General features: G+C 59.8%; 11 protein-coding genes. 1 reads left to right on the top strand and 10 read right to left on the bottom strand.

Going from position 1 to position 11,871, the window contains the following annotated elements:
* Positions 1–20: 20 nt before the first annotated feature.
* The 10 genes from RYH70_RS07875 to RYH70_RS07830 all read right to left on the bottom strand — a co-directional run bounded on the left by RYH70_RS07875 (position 21) and on the right by RYH70_RS07830 (position 10,506).
* Positions 21–1,184: an ABC transporter substrate-binding protein gene (locus RYH70_RS07875; protein ID WP_063140161.1), complete on the bottom strand. Its 1,164-nt coding sequence runs from the start codon at positions 1,182–1,184 to the stop codon at positions 21–23.
* Positions 1,185–1,301: 117 nt separating this feature from the next.
* Positions 1,302–2,009: an ABC transporter ATP-binding protein gene (locus tag RYH70_RS07870; RefSeq protein ID WP_317010005.1), complete on the bottom strand. Its 708-nt coding sequence runs from the start codon at positions 2,007–2,009 to the stop codon at positions 1,302–1,304.
* Positions 1,996–2,763 (bottom strand): ABC transporter ATP-binding protein, encoded by a 768-nt coding sequence (locus tag RYH70_RS07865; RefSeq protein WP_022994064.1) that lies wholly within the window; start codon positions 2,761–2,763, stop codon positions 1,996–1,998. Before RYH70_RS07865 ends, RYH70_RS07870 begins: the two co-directional genes overlap by 14 nt.
* Entirely contained in the window at positions 2,756–3,811 is a 1,056-nt protein-coding gene (locus RYH70_RS07860) for a branched-chain amino acid ABC transporter permease (RefSeq protein WP_317010004.1), read from the bottom strand. The genes RYH70_RS07865 and RYH70_RS07860 overlap by 8 nt, the downstream gene beginning before the upstream one ends.
* Positions 3,811–4,674 (bottom strand): branched-chain amino acid ABC transporter permease, encoded by an 864-nt coding sequence (locus tag RYH70_RS07855; protein ID WP_022994062.1) that lies wholly within the window; start codon positions 4,672–4,674, stop codon positions 3,811–3,813. The genes RYH70_RS07860 and RYH70_RS07855 overlap by 1 nt, the downstream gene beginning before the upstream one ends.
* Positions 4,675–4,954: 280 nt before the next feature.
* Entirely contained in the window at positions 4,955–6,631 is a 1,677-nt protein-coding gene (locus tag RYH70_RS07850; RefSeq protein ID WP_022994061.1) for a long-chain fatty acid--CoA ligase, read from the bottom strand.
* A gap of 305 nt (positions 6,632–6,936) precedes the next feature.
* A complete protein-coding gene (gene surE, locus RYH70_RS07845) occupies positions 6,937–7,707 on the bottom strand; it encodes a 5'/3'-nucleotidase SurE (RefSeq protein WP_022994060.1) in 771 nt (256 codons plus the stop codon).
* Between the two features lie 93 nt (positions 7,708–7,800).
* Complete coding sequence (locus RYH70_RS07840; RefSeq protein ID WP_026948926.1) at positions 7,801–8,859, bottom strand: phosphotransferase family protein; 1,059 nt, start codon at positions 8,857–8,859, stop codon at positions 7,801–7,803.
* Positions 8,860–8,940: 81 nt separating this feature from the next.
* On the bottom strand, positions 8,941–9,705 hold the full coding sequence (locus tag RYH70_RS07835; protein ID WP_022994058.1) for an SDR family NAD(P)-dependent oxidoreductase: 765 nt from the start codon (positions 9,703–9,705) through the stop codon (positions 8,941–8,943).
* Positions 9,706–9,858: 153 nt separating this feature from the next.
* Complete coding sequence (locus RYH70_RS07830; protein ID WP_022994057.1) at positions 9,859–10,506, bottom strand: TetR family transcriptional regulator; 648 nt, start codon at positions 10,504–10,506, stop codon at positions 9,859–9,861.
* A 159-nt stretch (positions 10,507–10,665) separates the two neighbouring features.
* Between RYH70_RS07830 and RYH70_RS07825 the strand changes: the two genes are divergently transcribed.
* Positions 10,666–11,865: an efflux RND transporter periplasmic adaptor subunit gene (locus RYH70_RS07825; RefSeq protein ID WP_317010003.1), complete on the top strand. Its 1,200-nt coding sequence runs from the start codon at positions 10,666–10,668 to the stop codon at positions 11,863–11,865.
* The last annotated feature ends 6 nt before the right edge of the window (positions 11,866–11,871 follow it).

Here is an 11,871-nt window from a genome sequence, read left to right as displayed (position 1 = left end):
AAGAAACGACCTAGGAAAAATTACTGACTCAGCACATCAGACAGGCGACGCAGCACCACCTTGCCATCGATGACCTGGGCCAGTTGCACATCGGTCTCCAGAGCGCCGTTTTCGGAAATGCCGTTCACGTCGTAAGGGTTGTACTCGGCCGGGATCTTTTTCAACGCGGCCGGCATGGCGGCGCGGATCTTGGCCGGGTCATCCACGGAACCCGCTTCCTGCATGGCTTGCGCCAGCATATGCATGGCGAAGTAGTTGTATGCGGTTTCGGAGGTGGCCACGTTTTTGTGGTTCTGCTGGTACTTCTCGACGAACTTGCGCGCCCCTTCGATTTCGGAACTGCCCAGCGGCGTGACGCCCACGGAACCTTCCACCGCCTGCAAACCACCGGCCACTTTCGCCACTTCATCGATCTTGGCCTGGTCCATCAGGATGAAGCTGCCCTTGAAGCCCAGCTCACGGGCCTGACGCACCACCAGACCGGTGGGTTCGGAGGCGCCACCGATGAACAGCACGTCCGGCTTGGCCGCCAGCACCTTGCTTACACCAGTGTAGAAGTCCGCGGACTTGTTGTAGTCCATCGGGTTGTCAGCGACCACTTCACCGCCCATGGCTTCCCACTTCGGCACGAACGCCTTGGTCCAGTACTTGGCGTAGTCGTGGGTGGCGTTGGCCACCGCCACTTTCTTGCCAGACGTTTCCATGGCCATTTTGGAGAACGGCTCGATGTAGTCGGTGAAGGACGGCGGAATCTTCACGGTCAGTTTGTTGCCCTTCTCGGTCACGGACGGGATCGAGGTGTAGGACATGACGATGAAGCCATCACGCTGATTGAAGGCCTGCAGAGCAAAGGTGCCGCCGGAATGCGGAGTAAATACCGCCGGGGTTTTGTATTGCTGTACCAGGCGCTTGCCGTTCACCGCCGCCTGGCTCGGGGAATACTTGTCGTCCAGGGAAACGATGTTGATTTCGTAGCTTTCGCCGCCGACTTTCACGCCACCAGCGGCGTTGATTTCCTCGGCCGCCATGCGCAGGCCTTCCAGCGTATTCTCACCGTACAGCGCCGCGCCGCCGCTGAGCGGACCGGTAAAGCCGATGTTGACTTCGGCGGCGTTGACGGCCCCCATACCCATAACCAGAGCACTGGCGGTGGCCAGGCGAACAAACGTTTTCTTCAGTTTCATTACTTCACTCCCATTTATTGTAGGGATCAGTTATAGACGTAGCACATTACGCTAACGCACGTTAACGATCATAAAGCACCGAGCAGAGGCCGCCAGGGGCCGCTAATCGGATTGTGATCAGGCACCGATATAGGCTTTACGCACCGCCTCGTTACCAAGCATGGCATCGCGGTCCCCTTCCATCACCAGGCGACCGTTCTCGATCACATAGGCACGGGTGGCGATCTTCAGCGCGGCAAAGGCGTTCTGCTCCGCCAACAACACCGTGGTGCCCGCGCGGTTGATGGTCTGGATGGTCTCGAACATCTGCTTGACCACCAGCGGTGCCAGCCCCAGGGACGGCTCGTCCAGCATCAGCAGCTTCGGGCGCCCCATCAGAGCACGGCCGATCGCCACCATCTGCTGCTGGCCGCCACTGAGCGATCCCGCCGCCTGGTTTTTCTTCTCTTCCAGGATCGGAAACATTTCCAGCACCTGGTCCAGGGTCTTCTTGATGCCGGCCTTGTCGCGGCGATGCACGTAAGCGCCCAACACCAGGTTCTTCATCACCGACATTTCCGGGAACAGCTTGCGGCCTTCCGGACACTGCACCACGCCGGCCTGCACCAGCGCGGACGGCCGCCGTCCGGTCACGTCCTCACCATTCAGGGTGATGCTGCCGGCGGAGGGCTTCAGCAGACCGCTAATGGTGTTGAACAAGGTGGTCTTGCCGGCGCCGTTGGCCCCCAGCAGCACCACCAGCTCGCCCTGCCCCACGGTCATGGACACGTTATCCAGGGCCTTGAAGCTATCGTACTTGGCGTCGACGTTTTCAAGCTTCAACATCTTGTTCACTCCCCAGGTAAGCCTCGATGACCACCGGATCGTTCTTGATTTGTTCCGGGGTTCCCTCGGCGATCTTCTCGCCGTGGTCCAGCACCATGATCTTGTCCGCCAGACTCATGATCATGTCCATCTTGTGCTCGATCAGGCAGACGGTGATGCCGTGCTTGACCATCTTGCGAATCAGGTCGGCCAGATTCTCCGTCTCCTCGGGGTTGATACCGCCAGCCGGTTCGTCCAGCAGCACCAATTCCGGGTCCGTGGCCATGGCCAAAGCGAAGGCCACGCGCTTGCGTTCTTCCTGGCTGATATCGGCGATGTAGCGATGACCGATATGGGACAGCCCGACGAAGTCCAGCACCTCGGCGGCGCGGGAGCGGCACTTCTTCTCCTCGTCACGCAGACGCTTGGAGTTGATGATCACGTCCCACAGGCGCGACTGGGTGCGCAGCCGGTGACCGACGATCAGGTTATCCAGCACGGTGGACTGATCGAACAGCATGGTGGTCTGGAAAGTCCGCGCCACGCCGAGACGGGCAATCCGGTCCGGCGCCATGCCGGTGATGTCCATGCCCTGATATTCGATCTTGCCTTCACTGGGCGGCATCGCTCCGGCCACCAGATTGAAGAAAGTACTTTTACCGGCGCCGTTGGGGCCGATGATGGCGTTCACCTGATTGGCGGGAAATTCCACGCTGACGTTATTGACCGCCGCCAGGCCGCCGAAACGCTTGGTCAGATTACTGATCTTAAGCATTGTTGCCGGCCTCCTGTTTGTCCGCGCTGGGCGTGCTGGGGGTTTGGACGGAGGCTCGGGATTCCCCGCCCTGATCCTGTTGAGACGCTTTATTGGCCAGGCGACGTCCGCGCCAGGTCAGGAAACCGCCAACGATACCGCGCGGGAAGAAGATCACCAGGATCACCAGCATCGGGCCGAAGATGATCATGCGGTACTCTTCCAGGGACTGCAGCATCTGCGTCAGCCAGGTGATCGCCAGGGTGCCGAGCAGCGGCCCCATCAAGGTGCCGATGCCGCCCACCAGCAGGTAGGTGATCATGTCGAAGGTATGCACCACGTCCGCTTCCGCCGGGCCGATGAAACGCACCACGCCAGCGTACAAAGCGCCGGCCGAGGCGGCGTAAACGGTGGACAACACAAACGCCAGGACTTTGTTGCGCATCAGGTTTATGCCAAGCGATTGCGCCAGGTCGTCACTGATGCGGATGGCCAGAAAAGTCCGGCCCAACAGCGAACGGGAAAGGCGGCTCACCAGCCACACGGACAGCACCAGGAACGCCAGCACCAGATAGTAGAACGGCACGGTCTCGGTGAAATCCACGAAACCAAACCCTTCCGGCGGGGCGATGTTGATAATGCCGAGGGAACCGTGTGTCAGTGCCTCCCACTTTTCCAGTAGCAGGTAAATGATGAAGCCCACGCACAACGTGAAGATGGCAAAGTAATGCTCCTTCAGACGCAGGGACACCACGCCGACGAGGAAACCAAAGATGGCGCCGGCCAGACCGGCGGCGATGAACGCCGGCCAGAACGCCCACTCGTGATCCACCGTCAGGATCGCCACCACATAGGCACCAATGGCGAAAAAGCCGCCATGAGCCAGATTCAGCTGGCCACAATAACCGGTGATGATGTTCATTCCGTAAACGGCGATGGCCCAGATAAAGGCCGTGGCCATCACGTAGATGTGGTACTCGTTACTGGAGATCAGCGGGAATACCACCGCCAACACCAGCAAGGCCCATTTCAGCACCGGGCTGACCAGGAAATTCATCAGGCGATCCATTAGCGCACCCCCTTGGTGAACAGCCCGGTGGGTTTGACCGACAAAATCACCACCAGCAACGCGAAGGCGATGACGTCCTTGTATTCATTGGAGATATAGAAACCGCCCAGGGCTTCGGCGAAACCAATGATCAGACCACCGACGATGGCGCCGGGAATGCTGCCCATACCACCGAGAATAATGATCACGAAGGCCTTCATGATCAGCAGATGCCCCATGGCCGGGTAGACCAGGTTGATCGGCGCGAACAGGGTCGCGCCCACCGCCGCCAGCATGCCGGCGATGGCGAATGTCATCATCGCCACGCGGTTGGCGTCGATGCCCACCAGGAAGGCGCCTTCCCGGTTTTGCGCCATGGCGATGATGGTGGCGCCGGTCATGGTCTTTTTCAGATACAGGTGCAAGGCGCCCATCAGGCCGAAGGCACCCGCGATGATCAACAGACGTTGAGCCGGAATGGTGAGACCGCCGAAATGCAGGATCTCGGTATAGGGTGTGGGCATGCGGCGGAAATCCGCGCCCCAATACATCTGCACCACCGCCTCCAGGAACAACAGGATACCGATGGCGGCGATCTTGTCGTGAATGGGCGGCGCATGACGCAGCGGGTGAAAGACGAGACGCTCACAAAGAACGGAAAGGATGGCCACTACCGCGCCGGCGGCGATCATCGCCAGCCAGTAGTTCAGACCCAGGTCCACCATGGTGAAGTAAGCCACATAGGCCCCCACCATATACAGCGCACCGTGGGCGAAATTGGGAACATGGAGAATGCCATAGACCAGGGTCAGGCCCAGGGCAACCAGGCCGTAAATGCTTCCCAGGGTCAGGCCATTGAGCACTTGCTGCAGAAACAAGTCCAAAACTGCGACTCCTTATAATAATAATGAAACGCGCCTTGTGTAGTTATCCAGTGACGCTCCACCGCCACTCTCCACTGCCACTCTCTACCGCCAAATGGCACGCTTCACTTTCTGGGTTGTTATGGTACGGACGCTCTCGCCGGCACACTTTCATGCACGATGGTGCATGAAAGCCAAGACGCTAACAGCACCTCACCGAAGCGTCAATATTCGGAATAGTATTTCGCAGTGCGAAAACAGCAACGGCAATCCACCACCGGGATTGCCGTTGCTCAAAGGATCAGGAAGCGCTTTCGCTCTTCGCCCATTCCTGTTCTTGCAACGCCCGCCACATCACCTTGCCGGTGGGAGAACGAGGCAGCTCATCACGGAATTCGACGATCTGCGGCACTTTGTAGGCGGCCATCTCATTCTTGCACCAGGTGATGATATCGTCCTCGCTGACGTTATCTTTATCCTTGGCGCTCAAAACCACACAAGCTTTCACGGTTTCGCCACGGCGCTCGTGCGGCGCGGAGATGATGCAGCACTCCTGAATGGCGGGATGTCGGTACATCAGGCTTTCCACTTCGGCGGGCCAGACCTTGAAGCCTGACGCATTGATCATGCGTTTCACCCGATCAACGATGAAGAAATAGCCTTCTTCGTCGTAGTACCCCATGTCACCGGTACGGAAGAACCGCTTGCCATCCAGTTCAATGAAGGCCTTCTCGGTTTCCTCCGGACGGTTCCAGTAACCCTGGAAAATCTGCGGACCATGGGAAATGATCTCGCCCACTTCCCCGACGCCCAGCTCCTTGCCCGTGTCCTGGTCGATGACGCGGGAATCCACGTCGAAAACCGGAATGCCAAGGCACTGTTTCTTCGGCTTCTCGGCGGGATTGATGTGGGTGGCGGCGATGGTCTCGGAGAGGCCATACCCTTCGATATAGCGCAGGCCGGTAAGCTTGAACAGCTTGTCGGAGACCGCTTCCGGCATGGCCGCGCCACCGCCACCAATGTTCTGCAGGCTGGACAGATCGAAGGACTCAACCTCCGGATCGGACAGCAGATCGATGGCCATGGTGACGATGTTGGTCCAACTGGTGACCTGATAACGCTGAATCAGAGTAGCCGCGGTACGGCGATCCCAGCGGGTCATCAGCACGATGCAGGCACCGGTGTAGATGGGCGCGTTCATGGCGCCCTGCATGCCGGTGACATGGAAGTACGGCAGGGTGGAGAGGATGATTCCCTCACTGCCGCCACCGGAACGCCAGGCCACGCCATGCACACAGGTGGCCATCACCGACCGGTGGGTATGCATGCAGCCTTTGGGAGCGCCAGTGGTCCCGGAACTGTAGGGGAACACCGCCAGGTCATCCGGCCCCACCAGCAATTCTCCGGGGGTCTTGCCGGCGTCGATGGCGTCGCGCCAGGCGATGGCGCCTTCGGTTTGCAAAGGCTGCGCCGGTGCTCGCACTTCCGCGGGAAGGTCCAGATCGGTTTGCGGATCAATATAGTCGCTGTAGGACGCCACGATGACATGGCGCAGCTGCCGGGTGCCGATCAGCGGCGCGATATTGGCGAACACCTCCTGCGCCGCCAGCGTCACCGTTGCCTGGGTATCTTCCAGGTAGTGTTCCAGTTCCGCCGTGCGGTTCATCGGGTTGATCGGCACGACGATGGCGTTGGCGCGCAGAATGGCGTAGTAACCGATGATGAATTGAGGAGCGTTCTGCATGTACAGCAGGACGCGGTCACCTTTGTCCACGCCCAATGTTTGCAGGTAGCCGGCCAGAGCGTCGACCTGGCGCTTCAGTTCCCGGTAGGTGATGGTGTGGTCGTAATAAATGATGGCCGGTTTTTCCGGATAGCGCAGCGCGGAGACATCAAGATTGGTGCAAAGGCTGGTTTCCGGAATGGTCAGGTGATGCGGCAGGTTTTCAGGCCAAACGGCAAAATGCCGATCAAACATGCTAACTCTCCCTACGATTCGACTGTGGCGACAAAGGCCACTTTTTTCTTGGGGCCCGCGTTATGGAGGCTGGTACCCGCTTGTTGTTGCTGCATAGGCAACAGGTGATACGACGAAACCGCCACTTCCGGCCGGGGCGGAAATGCTTCGGAAAACGTCGTTAACCTTCGGCGGTCGAGACCCTTTCGTACTTCACGGCCCGCCAAATGGAATAGCCGGAGAATCTGACACGCGCCCCGCGGGGCGTCAATACTATTTCGGAATATGGTTTCATATTTTCGGTGGTGAATGATCTGACAGGCCGCCTACCACTCTCCTTTTTCCCACAATGCATCGGCCAGATCGTCATCACAGCGGGACGGCCGCAGCGGCATCACCGACACACGACCATCACGCAGTGCCACCACGTCGGATTGCGGGTGATCAATGGAATCCGGATCACGCTCAAAGGAGAGCCAGTGATAGGACAGATTGCGGCCGTCGCGGCCAGCCATCAACCGGGCCCGGCGAATGCTGCCGGGAACCTGGCGGGTGATACGATTACCCTTGATCTCCGCCGGCGGCAGATCGGGAAAATTGATGTTCCAACAGCAATCCCCGGCATGACGTTCCCACAATTGCCGGATCAGCTCCGCCGCCAGCTCGCTCACTGGTGTGTAATCAATGGCATCCCGATCCAGAAACGCCTGGCTCAAGGCCACGCCGGGCAGCCCCAGATGGGCCGCCGCCAGCACCGCGCCAACCGTACCGGAATACATCACCGAGTCACTCAGATTGGCGCCGCAGTTGACCCCGGACAGCACCAGGTCCGGCGGCGTTTCCTCCAGCCATTCGGCCATGGCGAACAGGACACAATCCGCCGGTGTGCCGGAAACCGCATAGCGGCGCTCACCGTGATGATATACCCGCAAAGGACTGTGCAGCGAAATACTCTGCCCCACCCCGCTTTGATCATGCTCCGGCGCCACCACCCAGACCTCCTCGGCCAGTTCCGCGGCGATCGCCTCGGCCACTTTCAGACCGGGGGCGTCGATGCCATCGTCGTTGGTAAGAAGGATACGTTGGAAGGGCTTCATGGTGGCTCCTGTGTTGTCCGAATTCTTGTTTACCGTCCGCGCCGCCAATGTTGTACGGCCGGGGTGAAGCGATGATGACGCTCGCCGATCGGGCTATTGGTGCATGCGGGCGATTTGCCAGCCGCGCTCGGCCATCAGTCCGGCCCGCTTACCGACTTCCAACGCGTCACGATTGCTGGCGTTGCCCTGCAGGGCCCGGGCATAAACCCCCTGCAGGATCGCCGCGGTGCGGAACAGCGCGAAGGCCAGGAATACCGGCCAGTCGCTGATGCCATCGCGGCCACAACCGCGACAGTAACGCTCCAGCAATGCACGCTCATCGGGAATACCGCGCTCGCTCAGATCCAGACCGTCCAGACCGCGTACCCCTTGAATACCGTGGGGCAGATGATATGGCAGACAGAAGTAAGCCAGATCAGCCAGCGGATGACCAATGGTGGCCAGCTCCCAATCCAGCACCGCCACTACCCTCGGCTGGTCCGGCGCCAGCAGCAGATTGCCCATGCGGAAGTCACCGTGAGCAATGGCGGCACTGTCGTCCTCGGGAATGTGCTCCTCGAGCCAGTCGATCAGGTTGTCCATGGCCGGCAGGTCGTCGGTCTTCGAGGCCTCGTACTGAGCCCGCCAGCGTTTCACCTGGCGTGCCACATACCCTTGAGGACGTCCAAAATCCTCCAAACCAGCGGCCTTGTAATCAACGCTGTGCAGCTTGGCCAGCGTGTCCACCATGGCCTCATAGACAGCACGGCGTTGCTGATCAGTGGGCAGGCATTCCAGCAGCGGCTCGGAAAATACCCGTCCGGGCACGAAATCCATGACGTAAAAGCTGGTGCCGATGACGTCATCGTCCTCGCAGAGAGCACGCATGGTCGGCACCGGCACGTCGCTATGCTCGCCCAATGCCTTCATCACCCGGTATTCGCGGTCCACCTGATGCGCCGAGGGCAACACCTTACCCGGCGGCTTCTTGCGCAGAACGTAGCGGCGCTCGCCACTTTCCAGCAGATAGGTGGGGTTGGACTGTCCGCCCTGGAACTGTTGCACCCGCAACGCTCCTGCCAACAGCCCGGCCTGATCCAGATACCGGGACAGACGGGATTCATCGAAACGATGGGCCTCAAGGACCGGCACCAGTTCCGGTTGACCTTCCATAAGGAACCTCAAAAATCGCTTAGCGTTTGCCTCTAACGCCGGTCGCGGTCCGCAAAAGCAAATGCGGCGCGCCCGCGGCCATCAACAAATGGTCTCGCCACCGTCCGCCACGATGGTCTGGCCGGTTACGTAAGCACTGCCGGCACTGGACAGGAACAACGCCACCCCGGCGATATCCACCGGATCGCCGATACGACGCACCGGCGTGCGTTCCTCGGCACGCTGACGGCGTACCGGATCTTCCACCAGAGCCTTGGCGAAATCGGTGCGCACCAGCCCCGGAGCAATGGCGTTGACACGAATATTCCTTGGTCCCCACTCCACCGCCAGGTTTCGGGCCAGAGCCGCTTCCGCCGCCTTGGAGACGCCATAGGTGCCAATCACGGTGTTGCCGCGCAGGCCAGCGATGCTGGAAATGATCACCACATTACCGCCACCGTTCTCGGCCATGATCGGCAGCACCCGGTTACACAACCAGAAAGTGCCCTTGACGTTGGTGTCGAGAATCTTGTCCCAGGCCTCGTCGCTGACTTCCGCGGTAGGGCCGTAAACCGGATTGGTGGCGGCGTTACAGACCAGAATATCGATCTTGCCAAAGGCGGCCAGGGTTTCATCCACCAAGTTCATCAAATCGTCCTTGCGGCCCACGTTGCAGGGCACGGCGATGGCCTCGTGACCTTCCGCCTTGATTGCCTCGCACACCTCATGGCAAGGCTCCGGCTTGCGGCTGGAGATCACCACCTTGGCGCCGGCGCGGGCCATTTCCTCGGCGATGGCTTTACCGATACCCCGGGTGGAGCCGGTGATCAGAGCGACTTTTCCCGTGAGATCAAACAGTTTACTCATCGTTATTCTCCTGTTCCGTTGGCGGTAGCGGCGGGCACCGTAATCACAGGCCGGGATTCACGGACCTGTCCCTTCGGGAGGGCACAGAATGTGACATGCGCCCCTGATCGCGTCAATTATTTCGGAACCACGTTTCGAAATCAGGAGGAAGAATCAAGAAGGAGAATCCGGGCATCCGGAAATGGAGGGGCACAATTTCAGTGTATTAAGATAGCAGTCCACATGATGGGCCGCTTCCTGCTCGAGATCAAAGGTCTCCGGCACCAGCAACCAGACATAAAGAAGGCCGCACACTTGCACATGCAGCAAGGTCACGGCACGCTCGATGTTCAGGCTTTCGGGCAGTTGCCCGCGCTCAATGGCACGGCCAAGGATGATTCGCATGGATTTGGAGGCTTCCAGGAAGGATTCCTTCTGGCGGGTCATCAGAGGATCAGTTTCCACAGTAAATTCACATTTTTGGAATATGATCTCCAATACCCGCCGACGGCTCGGATCACGGACGGTTTCACAGAGCACGTAGATCAGGAATTCCCGCAAACGCCCCAGCGGATCCTTCTCTTCAGGGTGCTCCGCCCGCTGTGCCAAAGCCTCGAGCGGCAAACGCTTTCGCTCCAACATGGCGGCAAAAACATCATGTTTGTTTTTGAAGTGCCAATAAATGGCACCACGAGTGAACCCCGCGGCGCCGGCGATGTCATTCAAGGAGGTCCTCGATACGCCCTTTTCATGAAAGACGCGCTCCGCCGCGTCGAGTATCTGCTCACGGGTCTCCTGAGCTTCCGCCTTGGTGCGCCTCATGGCCGGACTCCTGTGATCTCGCTGGAGGGAGAACTATACATACATCTACGAATGTATGTATACTCTTTTCGCTTTTGTGCAATTATCGGGTATCCGCGCTTTCTCGCCGTAACGGAAGCAACCAAAATTCATTGATTTTCATAGGAAACCGAGGTTTCTATGCGCGCACGATCGGTCCATTTTTCTGTCCTTTTCTTTTTTGCCCTCGCCCTGACCGCCTGCGGAAACGACACGCCTCAGCAGCAAGGTGCCGGCGGCGCGGCGCAGGTGGGTTTTATCACGGTTAAACCGGAACCTTACACCGTCGTCAACGAACTGCCCGGCCGCACCACTCCCTACGAGGTGGCGGAGATCCGCCCTCAGGTAAGCGGCATTATCAAGGAGCGTCTGTTCGAGGAAGGCGCCGAAGTTGAGGTCGGACAGGTGCTCTATCGCATCGACGATCGCCAGTTCAAGGCGGCACTGGCCAGCGCCCAAGCGGATCTGGCCAGCGCCCGCGCCACCCTGGAGTCCAACCGGTTGCTGGCCGAGCGCTATAAGAAACTGGTGGAAGCAAACGCGGTGAGCCGTCAGGAATACGATAACGCCCAGGCCAGTCTGGCCACCAACAAGGCGCAGATCGCCGCCGCCCAGGCCGCGGTGGAAACCGCCCGCCTGAACCTGGACTACGCCAGTGTCAAGGCGCCGATTTCCGGGCGCATCGGCCGTTCCAGCGTCACCGCCGGCGCTCTGGTCACCGCCAACCAGAGCGAGGCGCTGGCCACCATTCGCCAGTTGGATCCGATCTATGTGGACCTCACCCAGTCCGCCCGTGAGTTGCGTCAACTGCGCGTGGCCATGGAAAGCGGGCAGTTGGAACAGGTCGGCAAAGACAAGGCGCGCGTCACTCTGGTGTTGGAAGACGGCACCGAGTACGGCGAGAGCGGGACCCTGCAATTCTCCGAATACGCAGTGGATGAGAGCACCGGCTCGATCACCCTGCGCGCCCTGTTCCCCAATCCCGACGGCGACCTGCTGCCCGGTCTGTTCGTACGCGCCAAGCTGCCCCAGGGACAACGCGACAACGCCATCCTGGTGCCACAGAAAGCGGTCACCCGTGATCCGCAAGGCACCGCCAGCGCCCTGGTCATCGGCGACAACAACACGGTGGAAAAACGTCAGGTGGAAACCGTGCGCACGGTGGGCAACCGCTGGTTAATCGGCGATGGCCTCGCCGCCGGCGACAAACTGATCGTCGACGGCCTGCAAAAGATCGGCCCCGGCATGCCGGTGGAAGGTGTGGACGTCGAGGCGCAAAAGCAGCAAGCGCAGCAAACCCAGGCCCAGGACAACGGCCCGAACAACGCCAACGCCGAGTAATCGGGG

Source organism: Alloalcanivorax xenomutans, assembly GCF_032810065.1.
Taxonomy (GTDB): Bacteria; Pseudomonadota; Gammaproteobacteria; order Pseudomonadales; family Alcanivoracaceae; genus Alloalcanivorax; species Alloalcanivorax xenomutans.
Note: the sequence above shows the minus strand (reverse complement) of the source record. Positions and strands in the feature narration are given on the sequence as shown.

What these genes read in the sequence shown, in the direction of transcription:
- RYH70_RS07875 (WP_063140161.1), bottom strand. Translation starts at nt 1,184, where the DNA reads ATGAAACTGAAGAAAACGTTTGTTCGCCTGGCCACCGCCAGTGCTCTG.
- RYH70_RS07870 (WP_317010005.1), bottom strand. Translation starts at nt 2,009, where the DNA reads ATGTTGAAGCTTGAAAACGTCGACGCCAAGTACGATAGCTTCAAGGCC.
- RYH70_RS07865 (WP_022994064.1), bottom strand. Translation starts at nt 2,763, where the DNA reads ATGCTTAAGATCAGTAATCTGACCAAGCGTTTCGGCGGCCTGGCGGCG.
- RYH70_RS07860 (WP_317010004.1), bottom strand. Translation starts at nt 3,811, where the DNA reads ATGGATCGCCTGATGAATTTCCTGGTCAGCCCGGTGCTGAAATGGGCC.
- RYH70_RS07850 (WP_022994061.1), bottom strand. Translation starts at nt 6,631, where the DNA reads ATGTTTGATCGGCATTTTGCCGTTTGGCCTGAAAACCTGCCGCATCAC.
- surE (WP_022994060.1), bottom strand. Translation starts at nt 7,707, where the DNA reads ATGAAGCCCTTCCAACGTATCCTTCTTACCAACGACGATGGCATCGAC.
- RYH70_RS07840 (WP_026948926.1), bottom strand. Translation starts at nt 8,859, where the DNA reads ATGGAAGGTCAACCGGAACTGGTGCCGGTCCTTGAGGCCCATCGTTTC.
- RYH70_RS07835 (WP_022994058.1), bottom strand. Translation starts at nt 9,705, where the DNA reads ATGAGTAAACTGTTTGATCTCACGGGAAAAGTCGCTCTGATCACCGGC.
- RYH70_RS07830 (WP_022994057.1), bottom strand. Translation starts at nt 10,506, where the DNA reads ATGAGGCGCACCAAGGCGGAAGCTCAGGAGACCCGTGAGCAGATACTC.
- RYH70_RS07825 (WP_317010003.1), top strand. Translation starts at nt 10,666, where the DNA reads ATGCGCGCACGATCGGTCCATTTTTCTGTCCTTTTCTTTTTTGCCCTC.